Genomic DNA, 18,302 nt, shown 5'->3' on the forward strand with positions numbered 1-18,302 from the left:
AAACCTGTTGATAACCGAGCCGCTGTGCGGAACTCAAGCCGGGCTCACTCGGGCAAACGCAGGTCCGGCTTCTCCAGCTCCTCGATGTTCACGTCTTTGAAGGTGATGACCCGGACGTGCTTGACGAAGCGGGCCGGGCGGTACATGTCCCACACCCACGCGTCGCTCATCCGCACCTCGAAGTACACCTCGCCGTCCGCGTTCTGCGGTCGCAGCTCCACGGAATTGGCCAGGTAGAAGCGGCGCTCGGTCTCCACCACGTACGAAAACTGACCGACGATGTCCTTGTACTCGCGATACAGCGAGAGCTCCATCTCGGTTTCGTACTTCTCGAGGTCCTCGGCACTCATCGGGTGGGACGTCCTCCTTCTCGCCGCATCGCGTCGTGTGGTGACATCATCGCGCATGCGCTGCGTCGGTAGCTACTCGGCCAGCCGTACGCCCGTTCGGAAACTGCTCGGACAGCGTCTCGTCCAAGCCTTCGGCCAGCACGGCGTCCGCGGCATCGGCCGCCGCGGCGACCGGCCGCAACCCCGTGGCTTCCCGCACATTGCGCCAGGAGCGGCGATGCTCGCTGCTGGGGCCGAGGCGTTGCAGTGCGGCGGTGTGCTCGGGCGTGTTGTAGCCCTTGTGGGCGGCGAAGCCGTAGCCGGGGAACCGCTGATCCAGCTCGACCATGATGCGGTCCCTGGTGACCTTGGCCAGGATGCTGGCCGCCGCGATACAGGCCGCCGCACCGTCGCCGCCGATCACCGGCAGCGAGGGCACCGGTATGCCCGGCACCCGGAATCCGTCGGTCAGCACGTAGCCGGGGGTGTGGCCGAGCCCGGCCACGGCGCGGCGCATCCCTTCGATATTGGCGACGTGGATGCCGATCGAGTCGATCTCCCAGGCCGGGATCACGACGACCCGGTAGGCGAGCGCCAAGCGCACGATCACCGGGTACAGCTCCTCGCGGACGGCCTCGGTGAGCTTCTTGGAGTCGTCGAGCCCGGCCAGCTTGTCGTACGCCTTCGGCGCGAGCAGGCACGCCGCCACCACGAGCGGCCCCGCGCACGGACCGCGCCCGGCCTCGTCGACACCGGCGACCGGCCCGAGACCGCTGCGGATCAACGCCGCCTCCAGCGTGCGCAATCCTCCGGCCTTGCGCATCACCACACGCGGCGGCCAACCGTTACCCACCGGCACTCGACCTTGCCCCACCGTCCAATTATCCTGCGTCCCGCGTGATCAGTTCTGCTGGGGATTCTCCGAACGCACCGGACCGATCCGCCCCGGCGGCCAGATCTTGAACACCGCCTTGCCGCGAACGTTCTCCACGGGGATGGTGCCCTGCAGTTCGTCGGTGATGTGGGCGCGGGAGTCGGCGGACTGGTTGCGGTTGTCGCCCATCACCCACAGGTGCCCTTCGGGCACCTTCACGGGCTTGAACTCGCGTCCACCGTTCGCGTTGTAGGGCTGCCCCGGCACGTAGGGGAACAGATACCGGGCGTACGGCTCGTCCAGTGGCTTGCCGTCCACGATGACCCGGCCCTGCGCGTCGCAGCACTGCACGGTCTGGCCGCCCACCGCGATCACCCGCTTCACGAGATCGTTCTCGTCCGGCGGCACCAGGCCGAAGAAGGAGAAGAAGTTCTGCACGCCGCGGACCGCGGGATTGTCCGAGCGGATGGACTGATAGTGGGTGTTCCACGACGGCGGGCCGACGAACACGACCACGTCGCCCGGCTGCGGATCACCCCAGTAGTAGCTCAGCTTCTGCACGTAGATGCGGTCACCGGTGCATCCGGCGCATCCGTGCAGCGTGGTTTCCATCGACTCCGACGGAATCACGTACGGCCGACCGACGAAGGTGACCATCAGCGCGGCGATCACCGCGGCGATCACGATGAGGATCGGCAGTTCCTGCCAGAACGGCCGCTGCTTCTTCTTCGCTCGCCGCTTGGCGCGACCCGCTCGCGTACTCTCGTCGCCCGATTCGGACACCGACACCGACCCACTTTCGTCTGCCACGCCGAACAGATTAGCCCGGCAGCGAAACCGAAGTCCGATGCCGGGCTGAGGAAGATCTGTTGTGCCGAAAAGCTAACTCAGCGCTTTTCCTTGATCTTGGCGGCCTTGCCACGCAGCTCGCGCAGGTAGTACAGCTTGGCACGACGGACGTCACCGCGGGTCACGACATCGATGTGGTCGATGTTCGGGCTGTGCACCGGGAAGGTGCGCTCCACGCCGACGCCGAACGACACCTTGCGGACGGTGAAGGTCTCGCGGATGCCACCACCCTGGCGACGGATCACGACGCCCTTGAAGACCTGGATGCGCTCCTTCGAGCCTTCGATGACCTTCACGTGCACGTTCAGCGTGTCGCCCGGCCGGAACTCGGGGACGTCGCTGCGCAGCGACTTCTCATCGACGAAGTCAAGGGTGTTCATTTCCATCCTTCTGGTTTCGCGCGAACAGAGGACCCTGGCGGCACTGGACGTGCTCGGCCGGTTCATGCTCCGATCAAATGGGGTGCGCCGGGTCGACAACCACCCAGGGCAACCTGAGCATTGTGCCAGACCGCCGGGTCGCGGAAGAAATCGACCCTGGTAGCGGCGAGTCGGCGGCCTCCTTCACGCTACGCCAGGCGCGGCCGGGTTCACGACTCCGGCGGGAGTATGGGCGAGGCGAACACTTCCTCGAGCGGTGTCGGGCCGGTATAGCGGCGGCAGGGGCAACCGACCCACTCGCGCAGGCCGTGGGTTCCTTTGCGGGAGATCTCGGCATGGCATTTGCCCGACGCGCGGTCGTGCACCGCCAGGTCGTGACTACAACCGCAGCGTGCGGAGAGCGGCTTCCCCCCGAGACGGCCGCGTCGAGAGCCGAATCGACCACATACCCATCCGACACCGGCGAGACCTGCGCCGACCGCAAGACTGAGCGGATCCAACATGAATGCAGTATACGTATACGCATATCTGGGTAAAGACGCTCCTCGGAACTACGTCTCCCCCTGATGACGCGCGGCAGCCCCACGCCGAACCGCCCCCGCCACAGGACCACGCATCCTCAGCGGTGCTGTTCGCCGGATATCGCGTCCTGAGCGGGCGGCGGGCCGGGCGTATGCAGCGGGCCGTGGTCGGGATGCCAGAACGAATGGTCGCGGTGCGGCGCGGGCGGAGCGGGCACGACCGTGCGGGTGAGTTCCGCCTCCGCCGCCTTGCGGACGTGCTCCACATCCGGTTTCCCGGCGACCAGATCCTGCACGAAGATCTTGGCGCGGATCACCGGGCGACGGTAGCGCCGTTCCCGGACGATGGCCCGGTACCTCAGGCGCCTGCGGTCGCTGTAGCGCCAGCGCGCCCATGGGGCGCCCGGCCTGCTGAGCCGCAACGCGCCGACGACCAGCAGCGGCAGGAAGAACATGCCGAACAGGCCGGTCCAGATCTTCCCCTTGGCGATCACGATCGCGGCGAGCGCCAGATTGACGATGGCGAACACGACGACGAACGCGCGGACCTCGATGCTCGGATCGCGCCGGAAGTCGTTGATGTCCAGCATCCACAGCGGATGGAAGCCCAGCAGCAGCAATCCCGTCACGGCGAGCGCGACGAACACCGCGTCCACCGACGTGCGCCCCTGCTCCTCCCAGTACACGTCGCGCAGATAGAAGATCAGCGCGAATTCGTCGAGCACCAGCGCGGCGCCCACACCGAAGAGCGCGGCGAGGATGCTGGCCGTTGCGGTGTCGGCGCTCTCGTACTGGGCGACCATGCCGACGCCGGAGGAGAGCACCAGGATCACCCCGAACACCATGTGGTGCACGTGCGTGTCACCGGCCCGCACGTTGCCAGGCCACCAGCGCACCCGGGCACGGATGAGCCGGACGCTGACCCGGATGACCAGGAACCCGACGATGAATCCGAGAAGGAAGCACAGCAACGGCAGCCGCCCTTGGGCGATCACGTCCTCATGGAGCCACCGTCGCATGGCCGCTACTCCCTCCCGCGCATCGGACTACCGGCCGAAACCGGCCCTGCGCAACGCGTCGGCCATCGCGCCGCTCGGCGCGGGCGCGTTCCGGCGCTGATTGCCGCCGCGGGCCTGCCCCTGATTGCGGTTCTGGCCCTGCTGCCGGTTCTGGCCGGACTGGCGCTGCCGCTGATCGCCTCCGGATCGGCCGCCCTGCCCACGCTGCCGGTTGTCGCCGCCCTTGGCGGGTGCGCCCGGCTCGTCGTCCAGGCGCAGGGTCAGGCCAATGCGCTGGCGCGCCACGTCCACCTCGAGCACCTTCACCTTCACCACGTCGCCGGACTTGACCACTTCGCGCGGGTCCTTGACGAAATTGTGCGACATGGCCGAGACGTGCACCAAGCCGTCCTGGTGCACGCCGACGTCGACGAAAGCGCCGAACGCGGCCACGTTCGTCACCACGCCCTCGAGCACCATGCCCGGCTTCAGGTCGGCGACCTTCTCCACGCCCGCGGCGAACTCGGCGGTCTTGAATTCCGGACGCGGGTCACGACCCGGCTTCTCCAGCTCGGCGATGATGTCGGTGACGGTGGGGACACCGAAGCGCTCGTCGGTGAAATCGCTCGCCCGCAGCGAGCGCAGCGCCGTGGTGTTGCCGATGATCTCCGCGATGCCGCGCCCCGTCGATTCGAGAATGCGCCGCACCACCGGATACGCCTCCGGATGCACCGCGGAAGTGTCCAGCGGATCGTCGCCGCCGCGGATGCGCAGGAAGCCCGCGCATTGTTCGAATGCCTTCGGGCCCAGGCGCGGGACGTCGAGCAGCGCGGTCCTGCTGCGGAACGGGCCGTTCTGATCCCGGTGCGCCACGATGCTCTCCGCCACCGACCCCGCGATGCCGGATACCCGTGACAGCAGCGGCACCGAGGCGGTGTTCACGTCCACGCCGACCGCGTTCACCGCGTCCTCCACCACCGCGCCCAGCGACCGGGCCAGCAGCGATTCGGACACGTCGTGCTGGTACTGGCCGACGCCGATGGATTTCGGGTCGATCTTCACCAGCTCGGCCAGCGGGTCCTGCAACCGCCGCGCGATCGACACCGCGCCGCGCAGCGACACGTCCAGGTCGGGCAGCTCCTGCGAGGCGTAGGCGGACGCGGAGTACACCGAAGCTCCCGCCTCGGAGACCACGATCTTGGTGGGCTTGTTCTCCGGGATGCGCGAGATCAGCTCGGCGGCAAGGGCGTCGGTCTCGCGGGAGGCGGTGCCGTTGCCGATGGCGATGAGTTCGACGCCGAACCGGGCGACCAGCGCGGCGAGCACCGCCAGCGACTTCTCGGTCTGGCCCTGCGGCTTGTGCGGGTAGATCACCTCGGTGGCGACCACCTTGCCGGTGGCGTCGACCACGGCCACCTTCACACCGGTGCGGTAGCCGGGGTCGAGGCCCATGGTCGTGCGGGTGCCCGCGGGGGCGGCGAGCAGCAGATCGCGCAGATTCGCGGCGAACACGTCGACCGCGTCCTTCTCCGCCGCCTGCCGCAGCCGCATCCTGGTGTCGATGCCGAGGCTGACCTGCAGCTTGGTCCGCCAGGCCCAGCGCACCGTGTCCAGCAGCCAGGAGTCGGCGGGGCGGCCACGGTCGGCGATGCCGAAGCGAGTGGCGATGCGACCCTCGTAGACGGTGCGCTCGCCCGGCTGCGGCTCCTCGGTGTCCGGCTCGAGGTGCAGGGTGAGCACCTCCTCCTTCTCGCCGCGCAGCAGCGCGAGCACGCGGTGGGAGGGCAGTTTGTCGAACGGCTCGCTGAAGTCGAAGTAGTCGGCGAACTTCGCGCCCGCCTCCTCCTTGCCCGCGCGCACGGTCGAGGTGATCTGCCCGCGGCTCCACATCAGTTCGCGCAACTCGCCGACCAGGTCGGCGTCCTCGGCGAAACGTTCGACCAGGATGGCGCGCGCGCCGTCGAGCTGCTCGGCGGTGTACTGCGCCGGATCGGTGTTCGGATCCCCGATCAGGGCGTCGGCGACCGGCTCGTGCCCGGCTTCGCGCGCGATCTGCGCCTTGGTGCGCCGCTTCGGCTTGTACGGCAGGTAGATGTCCTCCAGCCGGGCCTTGGTCTCGGCCAGCAGGATCTGCCGGTGCAGCGCGTCGTCGAGTTTGCCCTGGCCGCGGATCGATTCGATGATCGCGGCCCTGCGCTCGTCGAGTTCGCGCAGATAGTGCAGACGCTCCTCGAGCAAACGCAGCTGCGCGTCGTCCAGACCGCCGGTGATCTCCTTGCGGTACCGGGCGATGAACGGCACCGTCGAGCCCGCGTCGAGCAGCTCGACGGCGGCGCGCACCTGGGTCTCGCGCACCGCGAGTTCCTCGGCGATGCGACGGTTCACGCTGGCTGGGCCCGCGGTGTCGGAGCGTGGCACGGCGGGTGTGGACTCTGCACTGGCAGTCTCGGGCGCTGTCGTCACGTCGGAGACACTACCGTCGCCGCCCGACAGACGGTCCACACCCAGGTGAACCTCGCGCATCTCAGCTGTCGTCCAGGCCGAGCAACCGCCGCGACAGTTCCCGCATCTCGGCCTTGCGGATCTTGCCGGTCACCGTCATCGGGAATTCCTCCACCACGTGCACGTAACGGGGAATCTTGAAGTGCGCCAGCTTGCCGGTGGCGAAGGCGCGCACGGCCGCGGCGTCCAACGGCGTTGCGCCCTCGCGCATCCGGATCCAGGCCATCAACTCCTCGCCGTACTTCGCATCGGGTACGCCGATCACCTGCGCGTCCAGGATGTCAGGATGGGTATAGAGGAATTCCTCGATCTCCCTCGGGTAGACGTTCTCGCCGCCGCGGATGACCATGTCCTTGATCCGGCCGGTGACGGCCACATAGCCCTCGTCGTCCATCACACCGATGTCGCCGGTGTGCATCCAGCGGGCGGCGTCGATGGCCTCGGCGGTCTTGTCCGGCTCGTCCCAGTACCCGAGCATCACCGAATAGCCACGGGTGCACAGTTCGCCGGGTTCGCCGCGCGGCACCGTGAGTCCCGTTGCCGGATCAATGATCTTCACCTCCAGGTGCGGTCCGACCCGGCCGACCGTCGCGGTGCGCCGATCGATGCCGTCGTCGCGCCGGGTCTGGGTGCTGACCGGAGACGTTTCGGTCATGCCGTAGCAGATGCAGACCTCGCGCATACCCATCCGGTCGATCACCCGCTTCATCACCTCCACCGGGCACGGAGATCCCGCCATGATCCCGGTGCGCAGTGTGGACAGGTCCGCGGCCGTCGAGTCCAGCGCGGCGAGCATGTCGATGAACATCGTCGGCACGCCGTACAGGGAGGTGCAGCGCTCGGCTTCGACCGCGGCCAAGGCCGCTTCCGGATCGAACGACGCGGCCGGGATCACGATGGCCGCACCGTGGCTCGTACTCGCCAGGTTGCCCATCACCATGCCGAAGCAGTGATAGAACGGCACGGGCACGCAGATCCGGTCCCGCTCGGTGTATCCGCACAGTTCGCCGACGAAATAGCCGTTGTTCAAGATGTTGTGGTGACTGAGCGTGGCACCCTTCGGGAATCCGGTTGTGCCCGAGGTGTATTGGATGTTGATCGGGTCGTCGGCCGACAGCAGCGCACCCAGTTCGGCAAGCCGATCGGCGTCGATCGCGGTGCCGCACAGTGCCTCCCACTCCGGTGTGCCGAGCACGACCACCTGCGCCAGCGCGGGGCAGCTCGGGCGGACCTGCTCGATCATCGCCACGTAGTCCGACGACTTGAACCGCTCGGCCGCGATGAGCATCCGCACGCCCGCCTGACGCAGCACGTACTCCAGTTCGCTGGTGCGGTAGGCCGGATTGATGTTGACCAGGATCGCGCCGATCTTCGCCGTGGCGTACTGCACCAGGAACCACTCCGCGCAGTTCGGCGCCCAGATGCCGACCCGGTCCCCCTTGCCGATGCCGTGTCCGGCGAGGCCGCAGGCCAGCGCGTCGACCGCGGCGCCGAGTGCGCGGTAGGTCCAGCGCCGTCCGGTCGGACGGTCCACCAGCGCTTCCCGATCCGGGAACGCCGCCACCGTGCGATCGAGATTGCCGCCGATGGTGTCGCCGAGCAGCGGGACGTCCGACACGCCGGAGGCGTAACTGGGCAGTGGCAGCGCGGCCGAGGTCATCGGGCACCGCCCTGCCGCAGCACGAACCGCTGCACCTTGCCGCTGGGCGTCTTCGGCAGGCTCGCCACGAAGTGCACCTTGCGCGGGTAGGCGTGCGCGGCGAACTTCCGCTTCACCAGGCTCTGTAGCTCGGCTTCCAGCTCGGGACCACCCGACGCGCCGTCGCGCAGCACGACGAACGCCTCGAGCACTTCGCCGCGCAGTTCGTCCGGCATGCCGACCACGGCCGCCTCCGCCACCTGCTCGTGCAGCACCAGCACGCTTTCCACCTCGAACGGGCCGATGCGGTAGCCGGCCATGATGATCACGTCGTCGTCGCGGGAGGAGAAACGGAAGAAGCCGTCCGCGTCCTGCGAGCCCGCGTCGCCGGTCAGATACCAGCGGCCGTCGGCGGTGTAACGCTGCGCGGTGCGTTCCGGAGCGTCGAGGTAACCGAGGAACCACAGCAGCGGACTGCGTTCGGTGTCGATCGCCACCCGGCCCAATTCGCCGGGGGCAGCGACGGTGTCGGCGTCGTCGGCGAGCACGGCGCAGGTCCAGCCCGGCAGCGAGCGCCCCATCGATCCGGCGGGGGTCTCGGTGTCCAGGTCTTCGTGCCAGGCGTTGCAGATGACCATGCCGTGCTCGGTCTGGCCGTAGTGGTCGCGCACCGCGACACCCAGGTATTCGACGGACCAGGCGACCACTTCGGGGGTGAGCGGTTCACCCGCCGACGAGGCGCGGCGGAGCCGGGAATGCACGGGCGGCGTTGCGCTGTCGGCGCGCAACGCCCGATACACCGTCGGGGCGGCGGCGAAGTTGGTGACGCCGAACGTCTCCAGCACCTGCCAGGTCAGCGCGGCCGAGAAACCCGCGTGCAGCAGGATGCTGCGGATACCGGTGGCCAGGGGGGCGAGGATGGCGTAGTACAGCCCGTAGGCCCAGCCCGGATCGGCGGCGTTCCAGAAGACGTCGTCGGGCCGCACGTCCAGCGCGAATTCCTGGTACGCGTGGAAGGAGGCCAGCGCGCGCAGCGGGATCGGGACGCCCTTGGGCGTGCCCGTGGTGCCGCTGGTGAACAGCTGGACGAGTAGTCCGTCGCCGCCCACCGCGACCGGGTGAGCCTCCGCGGAGGTGGCCGTGTGAGCGTCGAGCAACTCGTCCATCCGCAGCGCGCCCTCGGGCGCCTCTGCTCCGGCGACGATCAGCCGCCAGGCCGGGTCGCCGGGGAAATCGGGGCCGGGCGCCAGCTTCGGCGCCTGGTCGGCATCGGCGATGACGACCGACGTGCGGCTGGCGTGCAACCGCAGCGCGATCGCGGGCGGAGCGAAGGCGGTGAACAGCGGAACGTGCACCGCACCGCGGCGCCAGATGCCGAGCAGGGCGACCACCAGGTCCGCCGATTTCGCCATCAGCGTGGCCACCCGGTCACCGGGTCCGACGCCGAGTGCGGCGAGGGCGGCGGCGCAGCGGGCGGAGCGTTCGCGCAGTTCGCCGTAGGTGAGGTCGGTCGAGGACAGGTCGGCCTCGACGATCGTGAAGGCGACCCGGTCGGCCGGGTGCCGATCGCACAGCAGGTCCGCCGCCGACGCGTCGGCGCGGTCGTAACAGTCCAGCAGTTCGCGCACCCGCTGATTCGGATCGGTGCCCATCTTCGGTTCTCCTCGTTCTGTGATCCAGCGCAACCCGGGTGTGCAATAGGATGTGGGTCACATCCCGCCGCCCACTACCCCCGAAAAGGGGTGAGTCCCGTGACCCACACCGCCTTGCTGCGTCCGCGTGACAGCGACGCGCTGCGTGCCGAGATCCGCTGGGTGGCGAGCACCGCGGGCGTGCCGGTGGCGTTCGGCGGCGAAGTGCACGAGGACGCGCTGCTGCTGACGGAGTTCTTCGGCACGCTGACCAACGGCCTGCGCGGTCTGGCCGTCGTGCGGGCTTCGGGGTTGGGCGGCCGGGTGATGGAGTCGGGACGGCCCGCCGCGGTCTCCGACTATCGCCGCGCCTCCTCGATCACCCACGACTACGACGGGCCGGTCTCCGGCGAGGGCATCCGCTCGGTGCTCGCCGTACCCGTGGTGGTGGACCAGCGCTCCCGCGCGGTGCTCTACGCCGCGACGCGCGGCGCGAGCCCGCTGGGCGACCGCACCGCGGATCTCGTCGTCCAGGCCGGGCGCAGGCTGGCCACCGAGATCGCCGTGCGCGACGAGGTCGACCGCAGGCTGCGGATGCTCGAGGTCACCGCCCCGTCGGCGGCGGCGGCCCCGGCGATCACGGAGGAACTCCGCGACATCCACGCCGAACTGCGCGGCATGGCCCGTTCGACCGAGGACGACCGGTTACGCGGACGCCTGCACGCGGTCTGCGAACGACTCACCCGGGTCATGACCGGCGAGCCGCGGCCGGACAGCCCGAAACTGTCCCGCCGCGAGCTGGACGTGCTGTCCCAGATCGCCCTGGGCTGCACCAATCAGGAGGCGGCGCAACGTCTCTCACTCGGCCCGGAAACCGTGAAGAGCTACCTGCGCAACGCGATGGTGAAACTGGACGCCCACTCCCGGCACGAGGCGGTGGTGGCGGCGCGCCGCCACGGCTTGCTGCCGTGAGACAGGGCACAGTCCCGCGCACACCCGCGGAGGTGGGCGAGATCATCGACCGGGTCGGGTGCCTCGGCAGGACATCACCCACACGCTGAACGACCCCAGGCCGGGACGCGGGCACCCGGCACTGAGCCGAACGCTTCCGGTCTACCGCTCGGAGTCGGTCGTGTCGTGCTGCGCGAGCAGGTCAGGGCGGCGTTCGCGGGTACGCGCGAGGGATTGCTCGCGCCGCCAAGCGGCCACCTTGGCGTGGTCGCCGGACAGCAGGATCGGCGGGACGTCGAGCCCGCGCCAGGAGACCGGGCGGGTGTAGCTCGGCCCTTCGAGCAACCCGTCGGAGAACGAGTCCTCTTGATGGGACTGCTGATTGCCCAGCACGCCGGGCAGCAGCCGGACCACGGCCTCGACCATCACCAGCACGGCCGCCTCGCCGCCGATCAGCACGTAGTCGCCGATGCTGACCTCCTCCACCCGGACGCGGCGGGCGGCGTCGTCGAAGACGCGCTGGTCGATGCCCTCGTAGCGGCCGCAGGCGAAGACGAGATGCCGCTCCGCGGCCCAGCGGTGCGCCGTGGCCTGCGTGAACGGCACGCCCGCAGGCGTGGGCACCACGAGCAGCGCGTCATCGGGGCACACCTCGTCGAGCGCGTCGCCCCACACGGTCGGCTTCATCACCATGCCGGGCCCGCCCCCGTAGGGGGAATCGTCGACCGACTTGTGCACGTCGTGGGTCCACCGGCGCAGGTCGTGCACCGTGAGCGAGATCAGCCCCTTGTCGATCGCCTTACCGAGCAGCGCAGTGCGCAGCGGCTCCAGATACTCCGGGAAGATCGTGACGACGTCGAGTTTCATGCCTGTCTCCTAGCGCCGCCGGGCCGCACGTCGCGGGCCGGGGCGGGCGCGATCGGGCACCGTCTCATTCCGGGTCGAGCAAACCCTCGGGCGGATCGATCACGATCACGCCATCGGCGAGCGACACCGTGGGCACGATGGCGGTGACGAACGGGATCAGGATCTCCCGTCCGTCGTCCGCGGCCCGCACCTCCAGCAACTCACCGGCCGCGGAATGCAGCACTTCGCGGACGGAGCCGACCACGGTGCCGTCGAGGAGCCGGACCTCCAACCCCTCGAGCTCGTGGTCGTAGAACTCGTCCGGGTCCTCGGAAGGCGGGAGGTCGGCACTGTCGACCACGAACAGCATGCCGCGCAGCGCGTCGGCTCCGGTGCGATCGGTCACACCGGCCAGAAACACCAGAAGTCGGCCCGAGTGCTCCCGGGCCGACTCCACGGTGAACTCGCGAACCTCCGTCGCGCGCGGCAGTCTGCCGCGCAACCTGGCGCCCGGCGCGAAACGCGCCTCCGGTTCGTCGGTGCGCACCTCGACGACGAGTTCGCCGCGCACGCCGTGCGACTTGGCGACCCGTCCGACGACGAGTTCCATCTACTGGTCGGTGTCGACCACGTCGACCCGGATGCCACGGCCGCCGATCCCGGCGACGAGGGTGCGCAGCGCGGTCGCGGTACGTCCGCCGCGTCCGATCACTTTGCCCAGGTCGTCGGGGTGGACGTGCACCTCGACGGTGCGTCCGCGGCGGCCGGTGATCAGCTCGACGCGGACGTCATCGGGATTGGCGACGATGCCGCGCACCAAGTGCTCGACGGCATCGGCGACGACGGCGCTCACTGCTTCATCACCTCGCGACGCGACTCACCCGTCGTCGAGGCCGGTCTGCGAACGGCTCCCCACGGGTATCGGATGGACGGGTATCGCCCGATCATTACTCGGCGGCCTCGGCCTCGGCGCCCTCTTCGGCGTCCTTCTTGCCCTTCTTCTTGGGGGTGACCGCCTCGGCGACCGGCTCGTTGTCGGCGGCGGCCAGCGCGGCGTTGAACAGGTCCAGCTTCGACGGCTTGGCCGGCTTGACCTTCAGGGTGCCCTCGGCGCCCTCGATGCCCTTGAACTTCTGCCAGTCGCCGGTGATCTTCAGCAGCTGGAGGACCGGCTCGGTCGGCTGCGCGCCGACACCGAGCCAGTACTGCACGCGCTCGGAGTCGATCTCGATCAGCGAGGGCTCTTCCTTCGGGTGGTACTTGCCGATGGACTCGATGGCCCGGCCGTCCCTGCGGGTGCGGGCGTCCGCGACGACGACGCGGTACTGCGGGTTGCGGATCTTGCCCAGGCGGGTGAGCTTGATGCGAACAGCCACTGCTGATCTGCCTTTCGTTGGTTGGTCACGACGCAATTCGGCGACCCGCATGGTCTGCGAGCCCGGTTTTGCGCTTTCGAGTGTGTGACCGCCGCGCGGTGCGGAACCGGAGACGGGCTGACACTTGTCCGGAAGGACGGTGGTCCATTGTGCCAGACGAGGTGATCACGCCAGAAATCGCGTCCGGCTCGCCGACGGCGAAAGGCGCGGACTATCCCGGTGCCGTCGCGACGAGCGCGCGGGTGGGCACCCAGGGGCCGCCCCACCACATCCGCCAGCCGACCGGCCGGTGGGTCAGGTCGGTCGCGCCGTTCGCCGCGAGGACAGCACGGTAGTGCCTGGTGTTGCCGATATCGACGATGACCAGCTTTCCGCCGGGACGCAGCACGCGGCACGCCTCCCTGACCGCCGAGGCCCGGCCCTCGGCGGTCTTGATGTCGTGAATCGCCAAGCTGGAGACGACGACGTCGAACACGCCGTCGGGGAACGGCATGCGGGTCATGTCGCCGGTGCGCAGCTCGATCCGATCGGCCACGTTCTCCGCGAGCGCGTTCCGTTCCGCGGTGGCCGGGGTGTTCCCGCAGTGGTCGGCCGAGCACCACAGATCCAGGCCCACCGCTCGCCCGGCTGGCAAGCGGCGCGCGGCGGCCAGCAGCACGGCCCCGCGGCCGCAGCCCATGTCGAGTAGGTGTTCGTCGCCACGCAGTTCGAGGTCGTCGAGCAGGCGAGCCCAGACCCGGAACTTGCCCCGGCGGGTCGCGTGCAGGAACAACCCGAACTGCGTGGCCAGCACGACGCCGATCAGCAGAAGCAGCAGGCTCGGACGCAGTTGCTGGAACAGCGCCACCACCAGACCTGCGGCGAGATACCCGACCGCGAGAACTCCCAGCAACAACAGCACCGACGGCGCGTCGACACCGTATGACGCGCGCCACGGAGGGGCTATCATCGCCCGATCATATCCAGCGCCAACCGCATTCGAGCCCGGTTCTCGCTCGTCAGCGCACCAGCGGCGCGAAGGTGCGCCCGGCGAGCTCGACCGCGCCCGGTTCGTGCCCGTTGAACACCATGTTGATGATCAGTCCGTCGACGCCGTGGTCGAGAACGCGGGTCCGCAGCTGCTCGGCAACCTCGTCGGGCGTGCCGACGAACTGGCGGTCGGCCGGACTCTGCGCGCGCTCGGCGTCCGACAGGTCCGACAGGTCGATACCCATGCGGCTCAGGTAATCCCGCTGCTGCTTGCGCACGAGGTCACCGTCTTCGTCCATCATGACGAAGCACAGGTAGCTGGTCTCCAGGGTCTCCGGATCCCGGCCGACCTCGGCACAGCGCGCCCGCAGCGCCTCGATCTTGCGCGGCAGCTCGGAGGCGTTGCAGATGATGTTGAGATGGTCGGCGAAGCGGGCGGCCAGGCCGAAGGTCTTCTTCTCACCGCTGCCGCCGAGCAGGATCGGCAGATCGTCGCGCACCCGTGGCTCGTTCATCGCGTCCTCCACCCGGTACCACTTGCCCTCGAAGGTGGGCCGCTCGCCGCGCAGCATCGGCCGGATGATGTGCAGCGCCTCGTCGAGCCGCTCGAAGCGGTCGGTGAAGGTTCCGAATTCGTAACCGAGGGAGCGGTGCTCGAGCTCGAACCAGCCCGCGCCGATGCCGAGCACCGCGCGGCCGCCGCTGACCACGTCCAGCGTGGTGACCGTCTTGGCGAGCATCGCCGGGTTGCGGTAGGTGTTGCCGGTGACCAACGCCGACAACTGGATTCGCTGCGTCGCCGTGGCCAGGCCGCCGAGCGCGGTGTAGGCCTCGAGCATCGGCTCGTCGGGCGTGCCGATGCCGGGCAGCTGATAGAAGTGGTCCATGACGAAGGCCGTGTCGAAACCGGCGGCTTCGGCCTCTCTGGCCTGCGCGATCACCGTGGGGAACAGCTCACGCACCGACTTGCCGTAGCTGAAGTTGGGCATCTGATATCCGAGGCGAATTGTCACGAAACCCGACCTTACGCCGCTTCCGGACACCCGAGCGTGAGCCGCGGCGCCGAATTATCGATGGCCGGTGACCGGACCGTGCCCGCCGTACACGCGCCCGCGCAGGACGACGGCGTACGGCGTGCCGAGCGTCTCGGGGTGGGTACGCGGGTCCTCCTCGTAGACGACGAAATCCGCGGGAGCGCCGTCCTCGATGCCGGGCCGCCCCAGCCAGGTGCGAGCCTGCCAGGAGGCCGCGCCGAGCGCGTCGTGGCGGGACAGGCCGGCGGCGGCGAGCGCGGCGATCTCGTCGGCGATGCGGCCGTGCCGGATGGAGCCGCCCGCGTCCGTGCCCGCGAAGATCGGCACGCCCGCCTCGTGCGCGGCGGCGACCGTGCCGCGCACCCGCCGGTGCAGATCGCGCATGTGCGCGGCGTACACGGGGAATTTGCCCGCGCTGTCGGCGATGCCGGGGAAGGTGTCGATATTGATCAGGGTGGGGACCAGCGCGGTGCCGTGCTCGACCATCATCTCGATGGTCTCGTCGGTGAGACCGGTGCCGTGCTCCAGGCAGTCGATGCCCGCGTCGATGAGGCCGGGTAGCGCGTCCTCGCCGAAGACATGCGCGGTGACCTGCGCGCCGTTGGCGTGCGCGGCGTCGATGGCCTCCTTCAGGATCGCGTCGCTCCACAGCGGGCGCAGGTCCCCCACGGAGCGGTCGATCCAGTCGCCGACGATCTTCACCCAGCCGTCACCGAGGCGGGCCTGCTCGGCGACGATCTCCGGGAGGTCGCGTTCGTCGTCGAGCTCGATGCCCAGTTCGCGGATGTAGCGCTTCGGGCGGGCGATGTGGCGGCCGGCGCGGATGATCCGGGGCAGTTCCTCGTGGTCGTCGATGAACCGGGTGTCGATGGGCGAGCCCGCGTCGCGCAGCAGCAGGGCCCCTGCGTCGCGTTCGGTCTCGGCCTGCGCGACGGCGCCCGCTCGGTCCTCATGGCCCCCGCCGTACCGGATGCCGACGTGGCAGTGGGCGTCGACCAACCCCGGCACGATCCACCCTGCGCGGCAGAGTGTTTCGGCTCCGGGCACCGGCTCGAACGACACCAGGCCGTCGCGCACCCAGAGGTCGCGCACCTCGCCGTCGGGCAGAACCACACCGCGTAGATGCACGGCAACCTCCAGGAACTCGTCGGCGGCCTCCAACCTACTGTCCGATTCCCGGATCGGTCCTCCGAGCGGGAAACGGCCGCGAAGCCCGTCCGGCAGGCCGCTCCCCGGGCTCGCCGCATGACCGAGCCGCGCAGCAGAGCGCAGCGCCGCCCACGGCCGGCACGGGGTGGCCTACTTCTTCGGGAACTTCAGCTTGCTGAGGTCGAAACCCTCCAAGCCGGGCGGCAGCTCGTCGAGACCGGCAGGCATGTTGGACAGGTCGGGCATCCCCGCCGGAAGGCCGGGCATGCCGCCCATCCCCGGGAAACCGCCGCGCACCTTCGGCGGCGTCGGGCCACGACCGCCCTTCTTGCCTTTCTTGCCCTTCTTGGCGTTGCCGCGGCGAGCGCCGGGCAGCCCCATCTGGCGGCCCATCATCGTCATCATCTTCTTGGCCTCGAAGAAGCGGTCGACGAGCTGGTTGACCTCGGAGACCTGGACGCCGGAGCCGTTGGCGATGCGCAGGCGGCGGGAAGCGTTGATGATCTTGGGATTCGCCCGCTCGGCCGGGGTCATGCCGCGGATGATCGCCTGCACGCGGTCGAGTTGCTTGTCGTCGACCTGCGCGAGCACGTCCTTCATCTGGCCCGCGCCCGGCAGCATGCCCAGCAGGTTGCCGATCGGGCCCATCTTGCGGATGGCCAGCATCTGGTCGAGGAAGTCCTCCAGCGTGAGCTCGCCGCTGCCGATCTTGCGGGCGGCCTCCTCCGCCTGCTTGGCGTCGTAGACCTGCTCGGCCTGCTCGATCAGCGTGAGCACGTCACCCATGCCGAGGATGCGGCTGGCCATGCGATCGGGGTGGAAGACGTCGAAGTCCTCGAGCTTCTCACCGGTCGAGGCGAACAGGATCGGCACGCCGGTGACCTCGCGGACACTCAGCGCCGCACCGCCGCGGGCGTCGCCGTCGAGCTTGGTGAGCACCACGCCGGTGAAGCCGACGCCGTCACGGAACGCCTCGGCGGTGTTCACCGCGTCCTGGCCGATCATGGCGTCGAGCACGAACAGGGTCTCGTCCGGTTGCACGGCGTCGCGGATGCCGGCGGCCTGGCGCATGAGTTCCTCGTCGATGCCGAGACGGCCCGCGGTGTCGACGATGACGACGTCGTACTGCTTCTGCCGCGCCTCCTCGACACCGCCGCGGGCCACGTCCACCGGATCGGCGGCGGAGATGCCCAGCGGGTTCTCCCCGCCACCGACCGACGTGCCGGGGTGCGGCGCGTAGACGGGCACGCCCGCGCGCTCGCCGACGACTTGCAGCTGGGTGACCGCGCCGGGACGCTGCAGGTCGCACGCCACCAGCAGCGGCTGATGACCCTGCCCCTTCAGCAGTTTCGCCAGCTTGCCCGCGAGGGTGGTCTTACCGGAACCCTGCAGACCGGCCAGCATGACCACCGTCGGCGGGTTCTTGGCCAGGTTCAGCCGCCTGGTCTCGCCGCCGAGGATGCCGATGAGCTCCTCGTTGACGATCTTCACGACCTGCTGGGCCGGGTTCAGTGCGGCGGAGACCTCCGCGCCCTTGGCGCGCTCCTTGATCCGCCCGATGAATCCGCGCACCACGGGCAGCGCGACGTCGGCCTCCAGCAGGGCCAGGCGGATCTCGCGACAGGTGGCGTCGATGTCGGCCGGTGACAGACGCCCCTTACCGCGCAGATCCTTGAGGGCACCGGTAAGCCGGTCGGACAGGGATTCGAACACCGATCGCGCTCCTGATCTCGGGGGACGTCACATTCTCTCCCAGGGTAATGGGATCGCCCGCGTGTTCGCGCAGGCGGTGCGTCCTTTCCCGGCGCGGCGGGGCTCGCTAGTCGAGCACGCGACGGCGCGGCCTGGCCGTTTTGCGGTAGTCGTGGTTCTCCTCGGCCACCATGAAGACCGCCTCGTTGGCGGTCAGGCCCAGCTCGAGGGCCAGTCCGTCGAGCAGTGCCCACTCGGCCGTGCTCGGGATGGGCGAGCAGGCGACCGTGGAGGCGATCGTCATCGCGGTCACCGCCTGCCGCCCGGTCAAAGTGCGACCAGGAAGCCAGGAGACCACCCACCGGTCGCCGCCGACGCAGCGCGCCATGTGCGTGGTCTCGTCACTCGTCATCGTGGACGCCGAAACGACCTCAATTGCCATCGACCTGCTCCCCTCGTGCTCGCGACAGCCGGACGCTCTAGATCGTATGGTGCGGTCGCGAGCCGAGAGTTGGGATGCAGCAAATATTGCGCAACAGATTTATCACCGGATAAAAGTGCT

The 18,302-nt window shown here is 69.2% G+C and carries 18 protein-coding genes; 1 reads left to right on the forward strand and 17 read right to left on the reverse strand.

Going from position 1 to position 18,302, the window contains the following annotated elements:
• Positions 1 to 44: 44 nt before the first annotated feature.
• The 8 genes from NB3_RS26480 to NB3_RS26515 all read right to left on the reverse strand — a co-directional run bounded on the left by NB3_RS26480 (position 45) and on the right by NB3_RS26515 (position 9,744).
• On the reverse strand, positions 45 to 350 hold the full coding sequence (locus NB3_RS26480) for a DUF2469 domain-containing protein (protein WP_011210678.1): 306 nt from the start codon (positions 348 to 350) through the stop codon (positions 45 to 47).
• A 46-nt stretch (positions 351 to 396) separates the two neighbouring features.
• Positions 397 to 1,182, reverse strand: coding sequence for a ribonuclease HII (locus tag NB3_RS26485; protein ID WP_157112020.1), 786 nt, complete (start codon positions 1,180 to 1,182; stop codon positions 397 to 399).
• Between the two features lie 48 nt (positions 1,183 to 1,230).
• Complete coding sequence (gene lepB / locus NB3_RS26490) at positions 1,231 to 2,013, reverse strand: signal peptidase I (RefSeq protein ID WP_157112015.1); 783 nt, start codon at positions 2,011 to 2,013, stop codon at positions 1,231 to 1,233.
• Between the two features lie 77 nt (positions 2,014 to 2,090).
• The gene (gene rplS / locus NB3_RS26495) at positions 2,091 to 2,432 is read right to left on the reverse strand and encodes a 50S ribosomal protein L19 (protein WP_040780792.1); all 342 of its coding nucleotides are present in this window, start codon (positions 2,430 to 2,432) and stop codon (positions 2,091 to 2,093) included.
• A 619-nt stretch (positions 2,433 to 3,051) separates the two neighbouring features.
• Entirely contained in the window at positions 3,052 to 3,972 is a 921-nt protein-coding gene (locus NB3_RS26500; RefSeq protein ID WP_067808783.1) for a hypothetical protein, read from the reverse strand.
• Positions 3,973 to 3,999: 27 nt separating this feature from the next.
• Positions 4,000 to 6,414: a Tex family protein gene (locus tag NB3_RS26505; protein ID WP_371855942.1), complete on the reverse strand. Its 2,415-nt coding sequence runs from the start codon at positions 6,412 to 6,414 to the stop codon at positions 4,000 to 4,002.
• 61 nt (positions 6,415 to 6,475) lie between these two features.
• Positions 6,476 to 8,113 (reverse strand): AMP-binding protein, encoded by a 1,638-nt coding sequence (locus tag NB3_RS26510; protein WP_067808785.1) that lies wholly within the window; start codon positions 8,111 to 8,113, stop codon positions 6,476 to 6,478.
• A complete protein-coding gene (locus tag NB3_RS26515) occupies positions 8,110 to 9,744 on the reverse strand; it encodes an AMP-binding protein (RefSeq protein ID WP_067808787.1) in 1,635 nt (544 codons plus the stop codon). The genes NB3_RS26510 and NB3_RS26515 overlap by 4 nt, the downstream gene beginning before the upstream one ends.
• A 99-nt stretch (positions 9,745 to 9,843) precedes the next feature.
• Between NB3_RS26515 and NB3_RS26520 the strand changes: the two genes are divergently transcribed.
• On the forward strand, positions 9,844 to 10,695 hold the full coding sequence (locus NB3_RS26520) for a helix-turn-helix transcriptional regulator (protein WP_157112016.1): 852 nt from the start codon (positions 9,844 to 9,846) through the stop codon (positions 10,693 to 10,695).
• Between the two features lie 141 nt (positions 10,696 to 10,836).
• Here the strand turns inward: NB3_RS26520 and trmD are convergent, their stop codons facing one another.
• From trmD to NB3_RS26565, 9 genes are all read right to left on the reverse strand, one after another.
• Positions 10,837 to 11,541: a tRNA (guanosine(37)-N1)-methyltransferase TrmD gene (gene trmD, locus NB3_RS26525; RefSeq protein WP_067808791.1), complete on the reverse strand. Its 705-nt coding sequence runs from the start codon at positions 11,539 to 11,541 to the stop codon at positions 10,837 to 10,839.
• A gap of 64 nt (positions 11,542 to 11,605) precedes the next feature.
• Positions 11,606 to 12,130, reverse strand: a complete 525-nt coding sequence (rimM, locus tag NB3_RS26530) for a ribosome maturation factor RimM (protein WP_067808793.1) — start codon at positions 12,128 to 12,130, stop codon at positions 11,606 to 11,608.
• The gene (locus NB3_RS26535; protein WP_011210690.1) at positions 12,131 to 12,373 is read right to left on the reverse strand and encodes an RNA-binding protein; all 243 of its coding nucleotides are present in this window, start codon (positions 12,371 to 12,373) and stop codon (positions 12,131 to 12,133) included.
• Between the two features lie 94 nt (positions 12,374 to 12,467).
• Positions 12,468 to 12,896 carry a 30S ribosomal protein S16 gene (gene rpsP, locus NB3_RS26540; RefSeq protein WP_067808795.1) on the reverse strand — a complete coding sequence of 143 codons (429 nt, stop codon included), beginning with the start codon at positions 12,894 to 12,896 and terminating at the stop codon, positions 12,468 to 12,470.
• A gap of 211 nt (positions 12,897 to 13,107) precedes the next feature.
• Positions 13,108 to 13,845 carry a class I SAM-dependent methyltransferase gene (locus NB3_RS26545; protein WP_067808797.1) on the reverse strand — a complete coding sequence of 246 codons (738 nt, stop codon included), beginning with the start codon at positions 13,843 to 13,845 and terminating at the stop codon, positions 13,108 to 13,110.
• Between the two features lie 49 nt (positions 13,846 to 13,894).
• Positions 13,895 to 14,878: an LLM class F420-dependent oxidoreductase gene (locus tag NB3_RS26550; protein WP_067808799.1), complete on the reverse strand. Its 984-nt coding sequence runs from the start codon at positions 14,876 to 14,878 to the stop codon at positions 13,895 to 13,897.
• A 54-nt stretch (positions 14,879 to 14,932) separates the two neighbouring features.
• The gene (locus NB3_RS26555) at positions 14,933 to 16,027 is read right to left on the reverse strand and encodes an amidohydrolase family protein (protein WP_067808852.1); all 1,095 of its coding nucleotides are present in this window, start codon (positions 16,025 to 16,027) and stop codon (positions 14,933 to 14,935) included.
• A 171-nt stretch (positions 16,028 to 16,198) separates the two neighbouring features.
• Positions 16,199 to 17,761, reverse strand: coding sequence for a signal recognition particle protein (gene ffh, locus NB3_RS26560; RefSeq protein WP_067808801.1), 1,563 nt, complete (start codon positions 17,759 to 17,761; stop codon positions 16,199 to 16,201).
• A 106-nt stretch (positions 17,762 to 17,867) separates the two neighbouring features.
• Positions 17,868 to 18,182 (reverse strand): hypothetical protein, encoded by a 315-nt coding sequence (locus tag NB3_RS26565; RefSeq protein ID WP_067808803.1) that lies wholly within the window; start codon positions 18,180 to 18,182, stop codon positions 17,868 to 17,870.
• Positions 18,183 to 18,302: the final 120 nt, after the last annotated feature.

This window comes from Nocardia beijingensis NBRC 16342 (assembly GCF_001612785.1).
Lineage (GTDB): Bacteria > Actinomycetota > Actinomycetes > Mycobacteriales > Mycobacteriaceae > Nocardia > Nocardia beijingensis.